Origin of the sequence: Pseudomonas sp. FP1740, from assembly GCF_030687165.1 — a bacterium.
GTDB lineage: Bacteria > Pseudomonadota > Gammaproteobacteria > Pseudomonadales > Pseudomonadaceae > Aquipseudomonas.
The window spans coordinates 1,991,595-2,011,612 of sequence record NZ_CP117461.1 but is presented as its reverse complement, the minus strand read 5'-3'; the positions used below and the strand labels follow the sequence as shown (position 1 = coordinate 2,011,612).

The following is a 20,018-nucleotide window of genomic DNA, read 5'->3' as shown; positions in this document are numbered from 1 at the left end:
TGGTGGGAATAATGCACACCCCAGAGCCTGCCTTGAAACACGGTGGCAAGGCAAGCCCCGGAAGGCGTCATCGGTCCCTTAGAACGCCTCCTTAGAACAGCGCGTCCTTGGCGGCTTTCTCCAGCAACAGCGCAGGCGGCGTGAAGCGTTCGCCATATTGCTCGGCCAGGTACTGGGCACGGGCGACGAAGTCTTTCACGCCGTACTGGTTGATGAATTGCAGCGCACCGCCGGTCCAGGCCGCGAAGCCGATGCCGAAGATCGAGCCAACGTTGGCATCCGCCGTCGAGGTCAGCACGCCCTCCTCTATACAACGCACGGTTTCAATGGCCTGGATGAACAGCAAGCGATCGCGCACGTCTTTCGGCGAAATCTGCCCGTCGGCTTTCTCGAAGCGGGTTTTCAGCTCCGGCCACAAATGTTTCTGCCCGGCGGCCGGGTAATCGTAGAAACCACCTCCAGCGGCCTTGCCCGGACGTTTGAATTCCTTGAGCAACAAGTCAATCACGGCGAACGCCGGGTGCTCAATCAGCGGTTTCCCTTCCGCTTGCAGGTCTTTGGCGGTTTGCTGACGGATATGGCTCATGAGGCTGAGGGAAACTTCGTCGGAAATCGCCAGCGGCCCGACGGGCATGCCGGCCTTGCGCGCTTCGGTTTCGATCATCGGCGCACTCACCCCTTCGCCGAGCATGGCGATGCCTTCGTTGGTGAAAGTGCCGAACACCCGCGACGTGAAGAAGCCGCGACTGTCGTTGACCACAATCGGCGTTTTCTTGATTTGCAGGACGAAATCGAAGCCGCGAGCCAGGGTTTCGTCGCTGGTGAGGGTGCCTTTGATGATTTCCACCAGCGGCATTTTCTCCACGGGACTGAAGAAATGCAGGCCGATGAATTTCGTCTGGTCCGGCACGGCGGTGGCCAGGCCACTGATTGGCAAGGTCGAGGTGTTGGAGGCTATCACCGCATCCGGGCCGACGACGGTTTGCGCTGCCGATGAGACCTTGGCTTTAAGCTCGCGATCTTCAAACACCGCTTCAATGATCAAATCGCAACCGGCCAGATCCGCATCGTTTTCGGTGGTATGGATCCGCGCCAGAATCGCCTCACGCTGCTCCCGGCTCATCTGACTACGGGCGACCTTCTTGTCCAACAACGCTGCCGAGTGGGCCTTGCCCTTCTCTGCCGCGGCGAGGTTGATGTCTTTGAGCACCACGTCGATACCGGCCGAGGCGCTGACAAACGCGATGCCCGCGCCCATCATCCCGGCGCCGAGCACGCCGACTTTCTTCGTCACGTAAGGCGCTATGCCCTGAGGTCGCGAACCGCCGGCATTGATCTCATTGAGCTGGAACCAAAAGGTGCCGATGAGGTTTTTCGACACCTGGCCCGTAGTCAGTTCGGTGAAGTAGCGGGTTTCGATCAGGTGTGCGGTGTCGAAATCCACCTGAGCGCCCTCCACCACAGCGCAGAGGATTTTCTCCGGCGCGGGCAGGCAGCCCTGGGTTTTACTACGCAGGATCGACGGTGTGATGGTCAGCATCTGCATGACTTTCGGATCCGACGGCGTACCGCCAGGGATCTGATAACCCTTCACATCCCAGCGCTGCACAGCAACCGGATGAGCAGCAATCCACGCCCGCGCCTTGGCCATCAGCTCATCGTGATCGACAGCCAACTCATCGATCAACCGCGCTTGCAGCGCCTGTTGTGGGCGGATTTTCTTGCCTTCCAGCAGATACGGCAGAGCTTTTTCGATGCCCAGCATGCGCACCATGCGCACCACCCCGCCACCGCCCGGCAACAGGCCGAGGGTGACTTCCGGCAGGCCAAGCAGCACCGACGGGTTGTCGAGCGCTACACGGTGATGGCACGCCAGGCAGATTTCCCAGCCGCCGCCGAGCGCCGCACCGTTAATGGCGGCAACCACCGGCTTACCGAGGGTTTCCAGGGTGCGCAACTGGCCCTTGAGGGTCAGCACCATGTCGTAAAAGGCTTTGGCTTCGGGTTTGCCGACCTTGATCAGTTCATTGAGGTCGCCGCCGGCGAAGAAGGTTTTCTTGGCTGAGGTGATGATCACGCCGGCGATGGCGTCCTTGTCGGCGACCAGGCGCTCGACACAGATGGCCATGGCCTCGCGGTAAACCGCGTTCATGGTGTTGGCGCTCTGGCCCGGCATGTCGATGGTCAAGACGACGATCCGATCCTGGCCCTTTTCATAACGAATGGCTTGGGTCATGGCAATGTTCCTAGGGCTCAGAGGCGTTCGATGATGGTGGCAATGCCCATGCCGCCGCCGACACACAATGTCGCCAGGCCATAGCGCAGGCGCCGGGTTTCCAGTTCATCGAGCAGCGTGCCGAGAATTGCGCAACCGGTGGCGCCGAGCGGGTGGCCCATGGCGATGGAGCCGCCGTTGACGTTGACCTTGTCCGGGTCGATGGCCATGTCCTTGATGAACTTGAGCACCACCGAGGCGAACGCTTCATTGACTTCGAACAGGTCGATGTCTTCGACCCGCAGCCCGGCCTTGGCCAGTGCCTTGCGGGTGGCCGGCGCCGGGCCGGTGAGCATGATGGTCGGGTCGGTACTGGTGACCGCCGTGGCGACGACCCGCGCCCGTGGCTGCAAGCCCAGCGCCCGGCCCTTCGCTTCGGAGCCGATCAGCATCAATGCCGCGCCATCAACGATCCCTGAACTGTTGCCCGGTGTGTGAACGTGGTTGATCCGCTCGACCTGGCTGTACACCCGCAATGCCGTGGCGTCGAAGCCCATTTGCCCGATCATTTCGAAACTCGGCTTGAGCTTGCCCAGGCCTTCCATGGTCGAATCGGCGCGAATGAACTCATCGTGATCGAGCAGGATGATGCCGTTCTGGTCCTGCACCGGCACCAACGACTTGTTGAAGGAACCATTCGCCCGCGCCCGCGCCGCCTTCTGCTGGGAGTGCAACGCGAAGGCATCGACGTCCTGACGACTGAAACCTTCGATTGTCGCGATCAGGTCAGCACCCACGCCCTGGGGTGTGAAATGGCTGTGCAAGTTGGTTTCCGGGTCCAGCGCCCAGGCCCCGCCGTCGCTGCCCATGGCCACGCGGGACATCGACTCGACGCCACCGACCACCACCAGATCTTCGAAGCCGGAACGCACTTTCATCGCGCCCAGGTTCACTGCTTCCAGCCCCGACGCGCAGAAGCGATTGAGCTGCATGCCGGCCACGCTGACGTCCCAATCGGCCACCTGTGTGGCGGTCTTGGCAATGTCGGCGCCCTGATCACCAATGGGCGTCACGCAGCCAAGCACCACGTCATCGACCTGACTGGTGTCCAGGGAGGTGCGCTGCTGCAACGCCCTCAGCAGCCCGGCCACCAGGTTCACTGGCTTGACGCTGTGCAAGGCGCCATTGGCCTTGCCTTTGCCACGGGGCGTGCGTAACGCGTCGAATATCAAAGCTTGGGTCATGGCGTTCTCGAACCTGAGGGTGATCTTTATACCCTCACCTTATGCCGAGCAGCCGTGGATTCAATGACCACAGCGCTCATTGACGTTGACGGTCACGCTCAGACGAACGGTAGTCAGCTATCGGATTAATCGATTCGTGTCACCAAGCTGTCTAGCCAACGGGCGCCCAAGAAGCTGGCCATAGGCCTCATGTCTTTTTGGCAGCGATCGGCGCTAAGTCCATACGAAATGGATCTAAGCCAAGCGTGACGCGGGCCCTAATGTAAACCTGTACGAAGTTGTCGTCGGGTTTTGCCGAGGCTCTCGTCCTACAGGAAGTGCAGCGCTCTGCCGTCATGGAGATATGCAGGCAGGCAACCAGGAAATAACAAAAAAGGCGGTCAAGCCATGTTCAAACATTCGAAAGTACGTCAAGCCGGGCTCATTCTATTTGCTACTACGCTGTTGTTGATTTTGCCGAACCTGACCAAGGTGCTTGGCTGATCGAGCAGCTGGGGTTTTCATTTCGCCTGATAAAAATGTGACTGGCTCGCTATCCGGGCCGGCGTGGCTGTGCCAACCTTTGCGGCACTTCCACGACATGGACGACGATCACTTGAAAGCGCTCATTCTGTTTGGGGCCTTGCTGCTCAGCACGCCTCTGTCTGCCGCGCAGCTGAATCTTGAGCTGGGCGCGAGCCCTCGCACCTGGCAGACCGAGGAATTGCTCAAGCATCCTCAGGCTCAGACCATCACGATCACTAACGACGTTTCCTACAAACGGGACATGAGCTATCGCGCCGTGCCGTTGGCAGCGTTGTTGACGGGCATCAAGCCTGACGACCACTTGCAAGCCGTGGCCCTGGACGGTTTTGCCGCCGAACTGGCCGCTGCGCCGTTGCTCAATACCCGAGGCGCGCGGGCCTGGCTGGCGATTGAAGACCCGGCCAAGCCATGGCCGCCGCTGTCCGAGGGCAAGCCCAGTGCCGGGCCGTTCTATCTGGTCTGGACCGATCCACAGGCGGGCAATATCAGCCCCGAGCAATGGCCGTTCGAAGTGGCGAGCATCAAGCGCATGGCCCCGGTGGCTGAGCGCTTCCCTGCCCTGTTACCCGATCCTGCATTGAAGGCGGACCATCCGGTGAACAAGGGCTTTGCGCTGTTTCAGAAGAACTGCCTGGCCTGTCATCGACTCAATGGCGCGGGGGACGCGCAGTTCGGGCCGGACCTGAATATTCCGTTCAACCCGACCGAGTATTTCGGCGCGGACTTCCTCAAGCGTTACATCCGTGACCCGCAGAGCTTGCGCCAGTGGCCGCAGGCGAAGATGCCCGGGTTCTCGCCGACGGTATTGCCGGAGAGGGATCTGGAGTTGTTGGTGGGGTATTTGAAACACATGGCCGGGCGCAAGGTGAAGCCCTAGGCAATGATCGTTCCCACGCTCTGCGTGGGAATGCCTCCACGGACGCTCCGCGTTCGGCTTTGGATGTGACGCAGAGCGTCACGGGCTGCATTCCCACGCGGAGCGTGGGAATGATCAGGTGAGGGGATTACTGCTGTTGGACGGAGATCACCGGCGCAGGCGTCGGCGCGACCAACACCTTGGCATGCATCTGCTCATACCCGCCGCCACGGCGCATGCCGCGCACCGGGCAGGCGTCGAGGTAGTCCAGGCCCACGGCCAGTTTCAAGTGACGTTCAGGCCGGGCCAGTTCGTTGGTTACATCGAAGCTATACCAGGCGTCATCCAGCCAGGCTTCCGCCCAGGCGTGACTGGCCAAGTGCTCGCTGTTCTCGCTGTACAAATACCCCGACACATAACGCGAGGGAATGCCCAGGCTGCGGGCGCAGGCGAGAAACGCATGGGTATGGTCCTGGCAGACCCCGGAACGCCCGGCGAAAGCTTGCGCGGCGCTGGTCTCCACTTCAGTGGAACCCGGCGTGTAGGTCATGTGCTGGTTCAGGCCATGCATCAAATCGATCAGCGTCGTGCGATCCCGCCGTTGCTTGCACGCCTTCTCGGCAAACGCGCGCAGGGCTTCGTCGGCTTCGGTCAGCCGGGTGAAACGCAGGAACGGCAGCGCCGACTGACTCTCGTGCTCGGCTTCGCGCAGCTCGTCGATATCGACCTGGCCACGGGCGCCGATGATGATCGCCTCATGCGGCTCGTCCAGGGTCAACACATGCAGGATGTTGCCGAACGGATCAAGTTGCGCGCGCACCGGGCGCGGCAGGTCAAGTTGCCAGCTCAGCACGTGCTGGCGCTCGCTGTCGTGGGGTGTCAGTCGCAGGTACTGGATGCTCGCCCGCACCTGATCTTCGTAGTGATAGGCGGTCTCGTGGCTAATGGAAAGTCTCATGCAGCCTCCAGATAGGAACTGTGTATGGCATTGCCCAACTGGCGCACCAGCGGGATGAACTCGGTCAGCCAGGTGTGCAGGCCTTCGTCGAGGATTTCGTTGATACCGGTGTAGCGCAGGCGCGCGTCCATTTCCGCCGCCAGACGTTGTGCGGGACGGCCGTTGGCCCCCGGTAGTTGAGCGAGAATCTGATCGACCTCTTCGGTGCAGGCTCGCAGGGATCGCGGCACATCGGCGCGCAGCAACAACAGCTCGGCCACATGCCGGGCGCCGGGGGCGTCGCGGTAGATTTCGGTGTAGGCCTCGAACGATGACAAGGCCCGCAACAAGGCGCTCCATTGGTAATAGGCGTGGGCCGTGCCGTCGCTGATCGCTTCGGCCTGATCGCCAGCCATTTCGTAACGGGCGTCAAGCAGGCGCAAGGTGTTGTCGGCCCTTTCGATAAAGGTGCCCAGACGAATGAAGCGGAACGCGTCGTTACGCATGATCGTGCCATAGCAAGCGCCGCGGAACAGGTGGGAACGTTCCTTGATCCACTCACAGAAACGGCTCATGCCGTAGCGACTCAAGCCCTGCTCGGCGATCCCGCGAATTTCCAGCCAGGTGGCATTGATGTTTTCCCACATGTCGGCGGTGATTCGCCCACGCACCGCATGGGCGCTGGCTCGCGCGGCACCGAGGCAGCTGTAGATGCTCGCCGGGTTGGCCGCGTCCAGGGCGAAAAAATGCAGCAACCGTTCGGCATGCAGATCGCCGTGGCGCGCGAGGTAATCGTCCAGGGTGCCGGTGATCAGCAACGGCATGGCCAGTTCGTGTAAGCCGTCGCCACGACCGTCCTGGGGCATCAGCGACAGCGAATAACTGATGTCGAGCATCCGTGCGAGGTTTTCCGCCCGCTCCAGGTAACGCGACATCCAATACAGATCCGAGGCAGTTCTACTTAACATGGCAAGCTTCCTTCAATCCTCGACCACCCAGGTGTCCTTGGTTCCGCCGCCCTGGGACGAGTTCACCACCAGGGAACCTTCACGCAAGGCGACACGGGTCAAACCGCCGGGCACAACCCGGGTTTCGCGGCCAGACAATACAAACGGACGCAGGTCGATGTGGCGCGGTGCGATGCCGTTTTCGACAAAGGTCGGACAGGTCGACAACGACAACGTCGGTTGCGCGATGTACGCGTGGGGCTTGGCTTTGATCCGCTCGCGGAAAGACTCGATCTCCGCCGCCGTCGCCGCCGGCCCCACCAGCATTCCGTAACCGCCGGAGCCTTGGGTTTCCTTGACCACCAACTCCGGAAGGTTGGCCAGCACGTGGGACAGTTCAGAAGGATTACGACACTGCCACGTCGGCACGTTCTTCAGGATCGGCTCTTCATCGAGGTAGAAACGAATCATGTCCGTGACGAAGGGATACACCGACTTATCGTCCGCGACCCCGGTGCCGATGGCATTCGCCAGTACCACATTGCCGGAGCGGTAGGACGACAGCAGCCCTGGAACGCCTAGCATCGAATCGGGGTTGAACGCCAGCGGATCGAGGAAAGCATCGTCGAGGCGACGGTAGATCACGTCGACCGCTTTCGGCCCGTCCGTGGTGCGCATGAACACCTTGTCGTCGCGCACGAACAGGTCGGCGCCTTCCACCAGCTCAACGCCCATTTCCCGAGCGAGGAACGCATGCTCGAAAAACGCACTGTTGAAACGCCCCGGCGTCAGCACCACCACGCTCGGGTTGTCGATCGGGCTGGAGCTTTTCAGGGTGTCGAGCAACAGGTTCGGGTAGTGGTCGATCGGCGCGATGCGCTGGGCCGCGAACAACTCGGGGAACAGGCGCATCATCATCTTGCGGTCTTCGAGCATGTAGCTCACGCCGCTGGGGGTACGCAGGTTGTCTTCGAGCACGTAGTAGGTGCCGTCGCCATCGCGCACCAGGTCGACGCCGGAAATGTGCGAATAGATATCGCGGTGCAGATCCAGCCCTTGCATCGCCAACTGGTATTGCTCGTTGGCCAGCACTTGTTCGGCCGGGATGATGCCGGCCTTGATGATGCGCTGCTCGTGATAGAGGTCGGCAAGGAACATGTTCAATGCCTTGACCCGCTGAATGCAGCCGCGTTCGACGACCCGCCATTCACTGGCGGGGATGCTGCGGGGAATGGTGTCGAAGGGAATCAGGCGCTCTGTCCCCTGCTCATCACCATAGAGCGTGAAGGTAATCCCGGCACGATGAAATAACAGATCGGCCTCGCGTCGCCGTTGTGCCAAAAGCTCGTCAGGCGTTTCGGCCAGCCAACGGGCAAACTCCCGATAATGCGGACGGACCTGGCCGCCGGCATCGTACATCTCATCAAAATAGGTGCGGATCATGCCGTACTCCTTGTCACACGGACATCCAGGCCTTCGCAAGGCCCGTGCCATAGGCAGAAACGCTTTGATATCAATCAGTTGGATAATGTCGCTGCGCGCCCCGCACCAATCCTGTGCGGTAATTGCCCCACCCTGATCGCCCCCGCTTCATGGCGAAGCAATGCTGTCGCCTATCAGCAGCATAGTCAGAGTTGATTTCACTGCTCGGGAGGGAGATGCGGATAATCCGTGCATTCGCTGGAAAACTGATCGCTCTTCCCTTTAGCCGCCTGTTCAGGTGGCTTTTTTTTGTCCGTTTGAAATGTGGCGAAATAAAAAGATTGAAACAAAAACGGCCAACCCAAAGGTCAGCCGTTACTAAGTGTCACGGTTCATAAGCTTATGCGAGTAGCCCTCGTATCTCCTGTTTGACGCCCCATCCCTCGATGATGCCACCCAGAGGTTCGACCACCGCCTCGAAGTCCTGCTCGAAGTCGCCGATCCCGTCGTAGGTGGCGTACATCACTTTGCTCAGTTCCAGCGACCACGCGCCGTCGTCACGCGCGCTGATCTGGGCATTCAAGGATTCACCACAAAAATGACCTGCCGCCCTGCGTGCCCGCTCCTCGTCCGGGAAAATGGCGTAGAACTCGATGGGATGGAATCGTGAAAAATCGAAACCGCCTTCTTTCATGCGGCGCAGCACGCTGCTGCTGATGTCTTCTTGATAGGCTGTGCTCATGAAACGTCCCCCTCAGACTGATGGATAGACTTTCCGTATTCCCTGCACTTTCAACCGATTGGTGAGAGCGATACGGCAACAGAGGTTGCCGCCGGGAAACAAGCATGTAGCTGACAAGACCAGACCTTAGCGAGTCATTCGCTGATCTCGCTTGCAGAGTAGCCGCAAGACAGAGCCGCTGCCAAGGTCTGTTGGTGAATGTGACAAGAGGTGTATCAGATCGGAGTAATACTGAGGATTTCAATGCTGTACTGGGATTTCAGGCTTTTGACGATCGGATCATCGGTGCGACCCTCCAGATCATTGAGATCAAGTTCAGCAGCGACCGGCAGGCGCCGGTCGAGAATGAGTTGGGCGGCTTGCTCGCTGTTCGGGCATTCCTCGCACTCGAAGAGTTCGTCGACTGTTTCACCGTGATCGTCCACGAAAGTGATTTTCCACTTTTGCATCGGTGCCTCCTCGATAAAACCCATCGATGGGCTTACATCTATCTCGACTCGTGCATTGGCCGATCGTTCCAAGGGATCCTAAAAGCGAGACATGAAAAAGGCCGTCACCCGCGTGCTTCACACACCGGCGACGGCCTTTCTTATCGACGATGCATCAGTCGTTGCTGGGTTTGTTCACCGCTTGCAGCACGTACTGCGGCAACGCGAAGGCACCAATGTGGATTTCCGGGTTGTAGTAGCGGGTGATGATGCCGCTGCCGGCGAAGCGCTGTTGCAGGGTTTCGCGGGACAATTTGCGATAAGCGGTATCGGTCGCGCCCCAGGCGAAGGTCATTGCGCCGCCGATGTAGGTCGGCACGGCCGCCTGATAGAAGTGCCAGTCCGGGAACAGGCTGCGCAGGCGGCCGGCGGTGGTTTTGACTTCTTCGATTTGCATGAACGGGGTGCCGTTCTGGGTCACCAGAATGCCGCCCTCGTTCAGGCAGCGGTGGCAAGCCTGGTAGAAGTTTTCGGAGAACAGTACTTCCCCCGGACCGATCGGGTCGGTGGAGTCGGAAATGATCACGTCGAACTTTTCGGTGGTGGTGGCGACGAAACGCATGCCGTCGTCGATCACCAGGTTCAGGCGTGGATCATCGAACGCACCCTTGGAGTGGTTCGGCAGGAATTCCTTGCACATGTCGACCACGGTGCCGTCGATTTCGACCATGGTGATGTGCTCGACGCTGCGGTGCTTGGCCACTTCACGCAGCATGCCGCCGTCGCCGCCGCCGATGATCAGCACGCGCTTGGCGGTGCCATGGGCGAGGATCGGCACGTGAGTGAGCATTTCGTGGTAGATGAATTCGTCGGCTTCGGTGGTCTGGATTACGCCATCCAGCGCCATCACCCGGCCCATGCGCGGGTTTTCGAAGATCACCAGGTGCTGGTGTTCGGTGCGCACTTCGTGCAGCAGTTTTTCCATGCGAAAACGCTGGCCATAGCCTTCGTAGAGGGTTTCCAGGTACTCGCTGGTTGGGGTATTGCTCATGGGAAGTGCTCCGATGAATGCGGGTGGCAACGGACGGTTACCCGCCCATGATGGCCAATCGATCGCCTCGATTGACCGGGAAAGGCGCGCATTCTACGTCGCGGAACATGACAGGTCGAACCTCACGTGATGAGTCGACCCAATCCCTGTGAGAGCAGGCTGCCCGCGACAGGATCACCGCGGTGTAGCTGACAGACCTTAGCGCCTGTGTCGCGGGCAAGCCACGCTCCCACAAGTCCGGTGTTGCTTGTGCAAAACCGGTCAGATCCGCACATCGCCTCTTGGCCCGGCGATGGCCCAGATGATCAGGCCCAGCACCGGCAGCAGCAGGATCAACAGCACCCAAAGGACTTTCATCCCGGTTTCAGCGCCACTTTTAAGCACGTTGATGATGGCCCAGATATCCAGGGCAAAAATAATCAGGCCGATCAGGGTGTTGAACGTGGAACCCATGGTGTCGCTCCAAAAAAATGGTAGGCACTCTTAGGATAGTCGGGCCTGGCGAGGGTTCCGTTTTATTACCGTTGTAGACGGCTTCAGACGTGGATGGCCACTTTCAGGGCTTCCAGGGAGGGCGCGGCGGCGATGCCGACTTCGGCGCACAACTCCAGCACCCGTGGCACGTCGTTGCCATAGACCAGCACCACTTGCAGTTCGTCGTCGAGCAACTGGCTGAAATTCATCAAGGTGTAGCCACCGTTTTCCTTGTTCAGGCTGCTCATCTGCACCTGAATGCGATTGAGTGCCGTCAGGGCTTCGGTTTTGGCCAGTTGCTTGGGCTTGATGTTGAACTCAACGCCGGGGCCGAACGAGGCGACGATCTGCGCGAACAGGTCCATGTAGGTGTCGGCCTGGAACAGCACGGTTTCCGGCAGACTGCCGACAACGACCCACTCACCCAACGGGATCGGAAAGGTGTCGTCGTAGTTGATATCTGGATTGGCCGCCAGAAAAGCCTCGGGATCGGCGTAGGCCTGAGCCGCTTCGTCAGCGATTTTCAGGATTTCGTCCTCGCCCATGCACCCGGAGCTGATTTTGCTGATGAGTTCGACGAGTGCGGCTTTCATGAGGTGGATCCTGTAGCGAGGGAATTTTGAGGGCGCGAAGGATAACGCATTCGCAAACGGATTGCGGGACCTGGCACAAACCTGGCCCAAAAGCCCCGCGACACTATAGAGGAGGTCAGGCCAGGAGTTTTTGCAGCTGAGCCGTGGTATCCGCCGCGCCCATGGTCTTTGCCGCGTCCAGCGCAGACACGCCATTGGCGTCCTTGGCTTTCGGATCGGCGCCTTTGCTGATCAGGTAGTCGATGATTTCGACGCGGTTGAACATCGCCGCCATCATCAGCGCAGTGCGACCGTCGAAGGACGAACCTTCCACTTCAGCGCCCCCCTCAACCAACGCCTTGACCACCGCCAGGTTGCCCTTGAATGCGGCGCCGGCAATCGGACTCTGACCGTTGCCGTTGCGCAACTCGGGATCGGCCTTGTGCTTGAGCAGCACCTGCACCGCCTCTACATGCCCGTAGTAACTGGCGAGCATCAGCAAGGTATCGCCCTTGCTGTTACGCAGGTTCACTGGCAGTCCGGCGCTGATCAACCGGTCCAGCATCACCGCATCACCATCGCGCGCTTTGTTGAACACCTGTTCGGCAAATTCAGCAGCCTCTTCGGGGGTCATCTGGCGGCTTTTGTCTGACATTGGGGACTCCACATTCGGTCAATCGGAAAAGCCGATAGTTTCCCGAGCAGCCCGGAACCTGTCACTTGTTTTTTCTCATGGACGGTCATAGCCAGATTCAATAGCGGCCCTTTCAATAGCGATACCTGCCACCACGAATATCTGCCAGCACCTGCTCGGTGACCTGCACGTAAGTCTCGGTACCCGGCAGCCAGGCGTAGATCGGATCACCGCCGGTTTTGCTCGGATCGAAGGCTTCATCCTTGAGCCGGGTCTTCTGGTACTTGAAGGTCCCGGTGGTTTCCATTTTCACTTTCACCCGCAGGAACAGTGGCACCGCATAGGCCGGCATTTGTTGCCTGGCGAACGCCAGCAACTCACTGAAATCCAGGGTCGCCAGGGATTCGGCCGGTGTAATGGCCGCCATCCCCGCCCGCCCGTTGGTGTTGTGGATTTCCACGCCATAGGCCACGGCTTCGGCGATGTGCGGGTGTTGCAACAGGATGTTCTCGACCTCGGTGGTAGAGACGTTTTCGCCCTTCCAGCGGTAGGTGTCCCCCAGGCGATCGACAAACTGCGCGTGACCGAAACCGATGTTGCGCAGCAGATCACCGGTATTGAAGTAACGGTCGCCCTTCACGAACACGTTATGGAGCACCACTTTTGCGGTCTTCTGCGGATCGGTGTAGCCGTCCAGAGGCGCCTTGTCGTCGATCCTCGCCAACAACAGCCCCTGCTCGCCCTTGGCCACTTTGCGCATGAAGCCGTTGGCATCCCGCGTGGGGGCACCGCTGTCTTGGTCGTACGCCACCAGCTCCCAGGCCATCAGGGAAAAGCCAATGGTGTTGTCGAAGTTGAGGATGTTGGTGAAACCAATATTGCCGTCACTGGCGGCGTACAGCTCGCAGATATGGTCGACGGCAAACCGCGTCTTGAACTCGCTCCACGCGCCAGGGCGCAGACCATTGCCGATCATCTTCGTCACGCTGTGCCGACTGTCGTCGACGCTGGGCGGTTGATCCACCAGGTAGCGACACAGCTCGCCGACGTACCCGAGGGTGGTCGCCCGGTATTTGCGCACATCGCTCCAGAACTGGCTGGCGCTGAACTTGCGGCGGATGGCAAACCCCGACGCCCCGCTGATCGCCGAGCCCCAGCACACGCAGAGCCCGGTGGCGTGGTACAGCGGCAAGGTGCAATAAACGACGTCCTGCGGCTGCATGTCCAGGGCGATCAGCCCGAAGCTGGCGCAGCTGCGCATCCAGCGGCCATGCTTGAATACCCCGGCCTTGGGCAACCCGGTGGTGCCCGAGGTGTAGATATAGAAGCAAGGGTCGTCGAAAAAAACCCGTCGGCTGCTGGCGGGATTGTCGCTGGACGCGTCGCAGCTGGCCGTCATCAGATTGGTGAAGCCATCGGGCGAATTGCCCGGATCGCTGAAGGTGTCTTGATCGGCGATAAACCAGGTACGCGCCACATCGATGGCCACCCGCTCGCGGACCGCATTGAAGGCCGGAACCAGCTCTTCTCCGACCACAATCCCTACGGGCGCCACCAGGTTCAGGCTATGAGCCAGGGTATCGCGGGTCTGGGAGGTATTCAGCAAGGCGCTGATCGCACCGACCTTGGCCACCGCCAATATCGTCACCAGCAGTTCCACACGGTTCTCGATAAACACCGCGACCACATCGCCCTTGCCGATGCCTTGGGCAATCAGGTGATGGGCGATGCGATTGGCCCACTGATTGGCCTGTGCATAAGTAAGTATCACGTCGCCCTGCAGCAATGCCGGGCCATCGGGGTTGCGCAACGTCGCCTGCTCGAAGCTCCAGCCGAGACCAGACGGTTGGGTCGGATCCTTGACGTTGGCGACTTTCATGCCCTTCACCACGCGGGGGATGGCTTTGGCAATGGAAGGCAGCTTGCGGAGCATCATGCCCCAGGTAATCGTGTCGTGCAGCGCGCGGCTCATGGTTGCTCCCGTTCGATCTTTTTATTGTCGGGTGGCGTTGATTGAGGCCGAAAATACGTCAGGGCTTCTTGAGCTGTACACGCGGTTTTTGCAATGTTTTGTATCCACGGCCGCCGCATTCGAAAAGCGCAACCCCGGCGATTGCGATTGGTTCCATCCAATTGTCGCCAACCTCGCAAAATGCAGGATGCACGATGGCCATTCATGCAAATTGCACGACCCCCTGAAAATCATGAATATATAACTTGTTGATTTGTATTGAATTTTAAAAATATCGACACTGGCACAATCACTGCAACTACCTCTCCATGTTGCCCTTCAAGCACAAAATGGAGCTGATAGACATGAGCCTGATCCAGGAAAAATTTTCGTCGCTGTTCTCCAACTTCGAAGTCATCACCCAGCCACGGCCTGACGGCGGCATTCTGCTGACCCTGCGCAGTCAGGAAGGTAAAGTCTTCAAACGTTCGATTTCCTACCAGCAATTGCACGCCGGCGATCAACTGTCATGGGTGATCAGCGCGATTCGCCGTGACATCGCCGAACAGGCCAGCGAACTGCCACAGATCTCCATGCTGCAAAGCCAGCAACGGTTCGCCCTGCCGACTTATCACTCGGTTTAAACCTGCGGTTGTATAAATAAACGCGCTACAAACAAACAGGCCGTGAGAGCTTTCGCTTCACGGCCTGAGTTGTTTCTACGGCTGATGTTTAAAAGGTAGAAGGAGTGATCCCGGCAAAACTGTCCACCGTCGCATGCCCCGCCAACTCCCCGCCTTCACGTGCCAGGCCACAGGTGGCCATGCCGGCCGTGCGCGCCGCGTCCAATTCCTGAACGATGTCGGACAGAAACAGAATCTGCGAAGCCTCGATACCAATCGCCTGGGCGATGCACTCATAGGACTGTGCTTCGCGCTTGGGCCCTGAAGTGGTGTCGAAATAGCCGCTGAACAGTGGCGACAAATCCCCCGCCTCCGAACAACCGAAAATCAGTTTTTGCGCCTGAATCGAACCCGAGGAATAAACAAACAGTTGATAGCCTTCCTGATGCCAGCGCTTCAGCGCTTCAACGGCGTCCGGGTAAACATGGCCCTTCAACTGCCCGGCCTGATACCCCTGCTCCCAGACCATGCCTTGCAACGCCTTGAGCGGCGTGGCCTTGCGGTCTTCGGCGATCCAGCCCAGAAGGATGTCGATAACCCGCTCGACGTCGGCTTGCGGTTCGCCGCTGTCACGCCGAACGGCGGCAAGCTGTTCGGCGACGTCAGCGCGTTCGGCATTTTCGCGAACAAAGCCCGGCAGGTGTTTGGCCGCGTACGGAAACAATACGTCGAACACAAAACTCACCGCGCTGGTGGTGCCTTCGATGTCGGTGAGAATCGCTTTGATCGGCATCGGCTCAGTCCTCAAGACACGGGAAGTGGCTGGCGATGTCATCGCCGGTGAAGTTGGCCACCCAGCCTTCGGGGTTGTTGAACAGGCGGATTGCGACGAAATGCGGGTTTTCACCCATGTCGAACCAGTGCTTTGTGCCCGCTGGCACCGAGATCAGGTCGTTCTTCTCGCAGAGCACGGCGTACACGTAATCGTCGATGTGCAGGGTGAACAAGCCACGGCCGGCGACGAAAAATCGCACTTCGTCTTCGCCATGACGGTGTTCATCGAGGAACTTGGCACGCAACTCGGCTTTTTGCGGGTGATCGCTGTTCAGGCTGACCACGTCGACGGTGATGTAACCGCGCTCGGTCATCAGCTTGTCGATTTGCTCCTGGTACGCGGCGATCACTTCTTCCTGGCTGGCGCCGGGCTGGATTTTCGCTGCGGCTTGCCAACGATCGAAACGCACGCCCTGCTCGGCCAGGGTCGAGGCGATGTCTTCAAAGTGGGTCAGCACCTTGTTCGGAATGTCAGGGCTTGAGACGTGGTAAACGGACAGGCTGCTCATCAGGGCAACTCCTTAACAGTTCATGCATTACGGTTAAAGAGCGAGCGCGTCTTCAACTCGCACTCGAACAAAAATTCAAAAGCCTCGATCTGCCGCAGTGCGTCGCTCATGCGCGCGCCCCACGTGTAGAGGCCATGGCCGCGAATCAGGTAGCCGACGCAATCAGGGTGGGCGTCGAGCCAAGGCTGCACCTTGGCGGCCAGCCGCGCAATGTCCTGGTCGTTGTCGAAAATCGGCACGCGCACCCGGGACTCGTGGGTCGACACGCCGCTGAAGGCCTTTTGCAGTTCGTAGTCTTCGAACTCGATGAAATCTTCCGGCGTCAGGCGCGACAGCACCGTGGCGTTCACCGAATGGGTGTGCAGCACCGCGCCGATCTCCGGACGCCAGCTATAGAGCTGGGTGTGCAACAGGGTTTCGGCGGACGGTTTCTTGCCAGGCTCCAGGCTGTTGCCCGACAGGTCGGTGGCCAACACATCATCAAGCCCCAGCTGACCTTTGTGCTTGCCGGACACCGTCAGCAAGGCTTCGGTCGGCGACAGGCGGGTCGAGTAATTGCTGCTGGTGGCCGGCGACCAGCCGCGGCCATACAGAAAGCGCCCGGCGTCGATGATTTCCTGGGCGAGGTGTTCACGGGTAAGGCTCATGGCCTGTCCTCTTGCATACGTGTGGCAATGATAACGGCAGCGGCGAAGGCTGCGAGACTGGCGATACTAAAGGTCAATGTGGCGCCGAGGGCATTCCAGCTGTAGCCGGAATACAACGCGCCCAGCGCACCGCCGGTGCCGGCCAGCGCGGCATACAACGCCTGACCCTGGCCTTGCTGCCGCGCGCCGAAGCTACGTTGCACGAACTGGATGGCAGCGGCGTGAAAGCTGCCGAAGGTGGCGGCGTGCAGCACCTGGGCGAACAGCAACACCCAAAGGAACTCGGCAAACGAACCGAGCAATAACCAACGCAAAGCCGCCAGCAGGAAACTCGCCAGCAGCACCCGGCGTACCGAGAAGCGCGCGAGAATCTTGCTCATGAACAGAAACATCAAGACTTCGGCGACCACGCCGACCGCCCAGAGCATGCCGATCAGCCCGCGACTGTAGCCAAGTCGCTCAAGGTGCAGGGTCAGAAAGGTGTAATACGGCCCGTGACTCATCTGCATCAGCGCCACGCACGCGTAAAACGCCAATACTCCGGGGTTGCGCAATTGCTGGAGGAATCCCTCCCCCGCCAACCGTTCACTCTGAACCGGTTGCGCGTTGGGCACCCAGAGACTGCTGACGACGATCCCGGCCATGATCAGCACCAGTGCCACCGGGTAAATGTCGAGGCTGAGCCATTCGAACAATCGGCCCAGCGCCACGACAGTGATGATGAAACCGATGGAGCCCCACAGGCGAATCTGACTGTAACGCGAGGTCTGTCCCCGCAAATGAGCCAGGGTGATGACCTCGAACTGCGGCAACACCGCATGCCAGAAAAACGCGTGCAAGGCCATGACCATCGCCAGCCAGGCGTAGCTTTTGCTGACGAAAATCAGCGAGAAGGTCAGCAAGGTGCAGGCGGCGCCGAAACGCACGATCGCCAGGCGGCGTCCGGTGTAGTCACCGAGCCAGCCCCAGATATTCGGCGCCACGCAGCGCATCAGCATCGGGATCGCCACCAGTTCGCCAATGCGCGCGGCGCTGAAACCCAGATGATCGAAGTACAGCGCCAGAAACGGCGCTGTCGAACCGAGCAAGGCGAAATAGAACAGGTAGAAGCTGGAAAGCCGCCAGTACGGGAGCGCCGCCACCGTCATCAGACTGCAGCGGCCTTCAGATCAGCCATTAAAGCTGCCCCAACACCGGAGTGCTCACGCGCACATCGGCGTTCTGCCCGCGGTGACGCAGCAAGTGGTCCATCAGCACGATGGCCATCATCGCTTCGGCAATCGGCGTGGCGCGGATGCCGACGCACGGGTCGTGACGGCCCTTGGTGACGACCTCCACCGGGTTGCCATGGATGTCGATGGAACGGCCCGGCGTGGTGATGCTCGATGTAGGCTTGAGCGCCAGGTGCGCAACGATCGGCTGACCCGACGAAATGCCACCGAGAATGCCGCCGGCGTTGTTGCTGAGGAAACCTTCCGGGGTCATTTCATCGCGGTGTTCGGTACCACGCTGGGCGATGCTGGCAAAACCGGCGCCGATTTCCACGCCCTTGACCGCGTTGATGCTCATCAGCGCATGGGCCAGTTCGGCGTCGAGGCGGTCAAAAATCGGCTCGCCTAGGCCCGGCATCACGCCTTCAGCGACCACGGTGATCTTCGCGCCGACCGAATCCTGGTCGCGACGCAACTGGTCCATATAGGCTTCCAGCTCCGGCACTTTGTCCGGGTCGGGGCTGAAGAAGGCGTTCTCTTCCACCGAATCCCAGGTCTTGAACGGGATTTCGATCGGGCCGAGCTGGCTCATGTAGCCACGAATGACGATACCCTGGGTGGCCAGGTATTTCTTGGCAATCGCGCCGGCGGCTACGCGCATGGCGGTTTCACGGGCCGAACTGCGACCGCCGCCGCGGTAATCGCGCTCACCGTATTTGTGATGGTAGGTGTAGTCGGCGTGGGCCGGACGGAACAGATCCTTGATCGCCGAGTAGTCCTTGGACTTCTGGTCGGTGTTGCGGATCAACAGGCCGATGGCGCAACCGGTGGTGCGGCCTTCGAACACGCCGGAAAGGATTTCGACTTCGTCGGCTTCCTGGCGCTGGGTGGTGTGTCGGCTGGTGCCGGGCTTGCGGCGGTCCAGGTCGCGCTGCAGGTCCTCAAGGGAGATCTCCAGGCCCGGCGGGCAGCCATCGACAATGGCGACCAACGCCGGACCATGGCTTTCGCCCGCGGTGGTGACAGTGAACAGCTTGCCGTAGGTATTGCCGGACATGCAGGACGCTCCGTGAAATCGAACCTAAAATACGTAATGCGCGCCAGTATACGCAGGCTACCCAAGTAGTTCATCCTCGAACCTTATGGGTGCCTGCGAGTCCAACCGGCACCTTGTTGATGATGGCGTGATGATGCTGCGAGTTCTAGCCTTGAGCCTTACCCTGTTTACCGGTTTTGTACAGGCCTCAGTCCTGCAACGCCCGATCACCCTGGACACCGGCAGTGGCGAGCTTTTCGGCTCGCTGTTGCTGCCCAAGTCCGACACGCCGGTACCGGTTGTCCTGATCATTTCCGGCTCCGGTCCTACGGATCGTGACGGAAACAACCCCGACGGCGGGCGCAACGACAGCCTCAAACGGCTGGCCTGGGTACTGGCCAAACACAACATCGCCAGTGTGCGTTATGACAAGCGCGGCGTGGCGGCGAGCCTTGCGGCCACGCCGGATGAACGCAATCTGTCGGTGGAAGCCTATGTAGCCGATGCCGTGGCCTGGGGACAGAAGCTCAAGGCCGATCCGCGTCTGGGCAAACTGATTTTGCTGGGCCACAGCGAAGGTGCTTTGATTGCCAGCCTCGCGGCGCCAAGCGTCGATGCCGCAGCGGTAATTTCCCTATCCGGCAGCGCCCGGCCGATCGATCAAGTGCTGCGCCAGCAATTAAGCAATCGCCTGCCGCCGCCGTTGATGCTGCGCAGCAATGAGCTGCTCGACAGCCTCAAGGCCGGCCACACTGACGACAACGTGCCGCCACAGTTGCAGGTGATTTTCCGCCCCAGCGTGCAGCCGTACCTGATTTCGCTGTTCCGCCAGGACCCGGCGGCAGCCTTTGCCAAACTGAAGATGCCGGCACTGATCATTCAGGGCAGCAACGACATCCAGGTCGGCGTGGGTGACGCCAGGGCGCTCAAAGCCGCCAAACCGGACGCCGAACTGGCACTGATCGAAGGCATGAACCACGTCATGCGCATCGTGCCCAACGACGTGAAGCGGCAATTGGCCTCCTATAAAGATCCGCAATTGCCCCTGGCGGCGGAACTCGGCGCACGAATCCTCGGATTTATTGACGGACTTCGCCCCAGTTAAGCTCCAGTCCTGAAAAAAACGGCCGATAAGCCTTTGTCGCCAGCGCTATGACTGG

Annotated in this window: 20 protein-coding genes; 3 read left to right on the top strand and 17 right to left on the bottom strand. The window is 59.9% G+C overall.

The features are described 5' to 3' along the window. Window positions 1–91 precede the first annotated feature (91 nt). Both PSH69_RS08965 and PSH69_RS08960 read right to left on the bottom strand, forming a co-directional pair. Complete coding sequence (locus PSH69_RS08965) at window positions 92–2,236, bottom strand: 3-hydroxyacyl-CoA dehydrogenase NAD-binding domain-containing protein (protein WP_305411698.1); 2,145 nt, start codon at window positions 2,234–2,236, stop codon at window positions 92–94. Between the two features lie 17 nt (window positions 2,237–2,253). Then, window positions 2,254–3,459, bottom strand: coding sequence for an acetyl-CoA C-acetyltransferase (locus PSH69_RS08960; RefSeq protein WP_305411697.1), 1,206 nt, complete (start codon window positions 3,457–3,459; stop codon window positions 2,254–2,256). Window positions 3,460–4,039: 580 nt separating this feature from the next. Here PSH69_RS08960 and PSH69_RS08955 point away from each other — a divergent pair. After that, entirely contained in the window at window positions 4,040–4,861 is an 822-nt protein-coding gene (locus tag PSH69_RS08955; RefSeq protein WP_305412804.1) for a cytochrome c, read from the top strand. A gap of 127 nt (window positions 4,862–4,988) precedes the next feature. Here the strand turns inward: PSH69_RS08955 and PSH69_RS08950 are convergent, their stop codons facing one another. From PSH69_RS08950 to PSH69_RS08905, 10 genes are all read right to left on the bottom strand, one after another. After that, window positions 4,989–5,798 (bottom strand): transglutaminase family protein, encoded by an 810-nt coding sequence (locus PSH69_RS08950; RefSeq protein ID WP_305411696.1) that lies wholly within the window; start codon window positions 5,796–5,798, stop codon window positions 4,989–4,991. After that, complete coding sequence (locus PSH69_RS08945; RefSeq protein WP_305411695.1) at window positions 5,795–6,745, bottom strand: alpha-E domain-containing protein; 951 nt, start codon at window positions 6,743–6,745, stop codon at window positions 5,795–5,797. The genes PSH69_RS08950 and PSH69_RS08945 overlap by 4 nt, the downstream gene beginning before the upstream one ends. Before the next feature lie 12 nt (window positions 6,746–6,757). Further along, the gene (locus tag PSH69_RS08940) at window positions 6,758–8,167 is read right to left on the bottom strand and encodes a circularly permuted type 2 ATP-grasp protein (RefSeq protein WP_007902187.1); all 1,410 of its coding nucleotides are present in this window, start codon (window positions 8,165–8,167) and stop codon (window positions 6,758–6,760) included. Window positions 8,168–8,546: 379 nt separating this feature from the next. Then, complete coding sequence (locus PSH69_RS08935) at window positions 8,547–8,888, bottom strand: ribonuclease E inhibitor RraB (protein ID WP_018925210.1); 342 nt, start codon at window positions 8,886–8,888, stop codon at window positions 8,547–8,549. Between the two features lie 215 nt (window positions 8,889–9,103). After that, entirely contained in the window at window positions 9,104–9,337 is a 234-nt protein-coding gene (locus PSH69_RS08930) for a hypothetical protein (protein ID WP_305411694.1), read from the bottom strand. Window positions 9,338–9,491: 154 nt separating this feature from the next. Continuing rightward, the gene (gene speE, locus PSH69_RS08925; RefSeq protein WP_018925208.1) at window positions 9,492–10,367 is read right to left on the bottom strand and encodes a polyamine aminopropyltransferase; all 876 of its coding nucleotides are present in this window, start codon (window positions 10,365–10,367) and stop codon (window positions 9,492–9,494) included. Window positions 10,368–10,628: 261 nt separating this feature from the next. Beyond that, a complete protein-coding gene (locus tag PSH69_RS08920; RefSeq protein WP_007940802.1) occupies window positions 10,629–10,820 on the bottom strand; it encodes a PLDc N-terminal domain-containing protein in 192 nt (63 codons plus the stop codon). An 83-nt stretch (window positions 10,821–10,903) separates the two neighbouring features. Then, window positions 10,904–11,434: a hypothetical protein gene (locus tag PSH69_RS08915; RefSeq protein WP_007940803.1), complete on the bottom strand. Its 531-nt coding sequence runs from the start codon at window positions 11,432–11,434 to the stop codon at window positions 10,904–10,906. Window positions 11,435–11,549: 115 nt separating this feature from the next. Then, window positions 11,550–12,068, bottom strand: coding sequence for an ankyrin repeat domain-containing protein (locus PSH69_RS08910; protein ID WP_305411693.1), 519 nt, complete (start codon window positions 12,066–12,068; stop codon window positions 11,550–11,552). Window positions 12,069–12,180: 112 nt separating this feature from the next. Next, a complete protein-coding gene (locus PSH69_RS08905) occupies window positions 12,181–14,019 on the bottom strand; it encodes a long-chain-acyl-CoA synthetase (protein ID WP_305411692.1) in 1,839 nt (612 codons plus the stop codon). Between the two features lie 344 nt (window positions 14,020–14,363). Here PSH69_RS08905 and PSH69_RS08900 point away from each other — a divergent pair, with 344 nt between their 5' ends. Next, window positions 14,364–14,642, top strand: a complete 279-nt coding sequence (locus tag PSH69_RS08900; RefSeq protein WP_105339697.1) for a DUF3509 domain-containing protein — start codon at window positions 14,364–14,366, stop codon at window positions 14,640–14,642. Window positions 14,643–14,730: 88 nt separating this feature from the next. Here PSH69_RS08900 and mtnC read toward each other — a convergent pair whose 3' ends face one another. From mtnC to aroC, 5 genes are read right to left on the bottom strand one after another with little or no spacing between them, the layout of a single operon-like run. Next, window positions 14,731–15,414, bottom strand: coding sequence for an acireductone synthase (gene mtnC / locus PSH69_RS08895; RefSeq protein WP_305411691.1), 684 nt, complete (start codon window positions 15,412–15,414; stop codon window positions 14,731–14,733). A 4-nt stretch (window positions 15,415–15,418) separates the two neighbouring features. Beyond that, entirely contained in the window at window positions 15,419–15,964 is a 546-nt protein-coding gene (locus PSH69_RS08890; protein ID WP_018925203.1) for an acireductone dioxygenase, read from the bottom strand. Window positions 15,965–15,984: 20 nt separating this feature from the next. Further along, on the bottom strand, window positions 15,985–16,611 hold the full coding sequence (locus PSH69_RS08885) for a methylthioribulose 1-phosphate dehydratase (protein WP_305411690.1): 627 nt from the start codon (window positions 16,609–16,611) through the stop codon (window positions 15,985–15,987). Continuing rightward, on the bottom strand, window positions 16,608–17,759 hold the full coding sequence (locus PSH69_RS08880; protein WP_305411689.1) for an MFS transporter: 1,152 nt from the start codon (window positions 17,757–17,759) through the stop codon (window positions 16,608–16,610). The genes PSH69_RS08885 and PSH69_RS08880 overlap by 4 nt, the downstream gene beginning before the upstream one ends. Window positions 17,760–17,787: 28 nt before the next feature. Continuing rightward, window positions 17,788–18,879, bottom strand: coding sequence for a chorismate synthase (aroC, locus tag PSH69_RS08875; protein ID WP_007940813.1), 1,092 nt, complete (start codon window positions 18,877–18,879; stop codon window positions 17,788–17,790). 85 nt (window positions 18,880–18,964) lie between these two features. Here aroC and PSH69_RS08870 point away from each other — a divergent pair, with 85 nt between their 5' ends. Further along, window positions 18,965–19,963, top strand: coding sequence for an alpha/beta hydrolase (locus tag PSH69_RS08870; RefSeq protein ID WP_105339702.1), 999 nt, complete (start codon window positions 18,965–18,967; stop codon window positions 19,961–19,963). The last annotated feature ends 55 nt before the right edge of the window (window positions 19,964–20,018 follow it).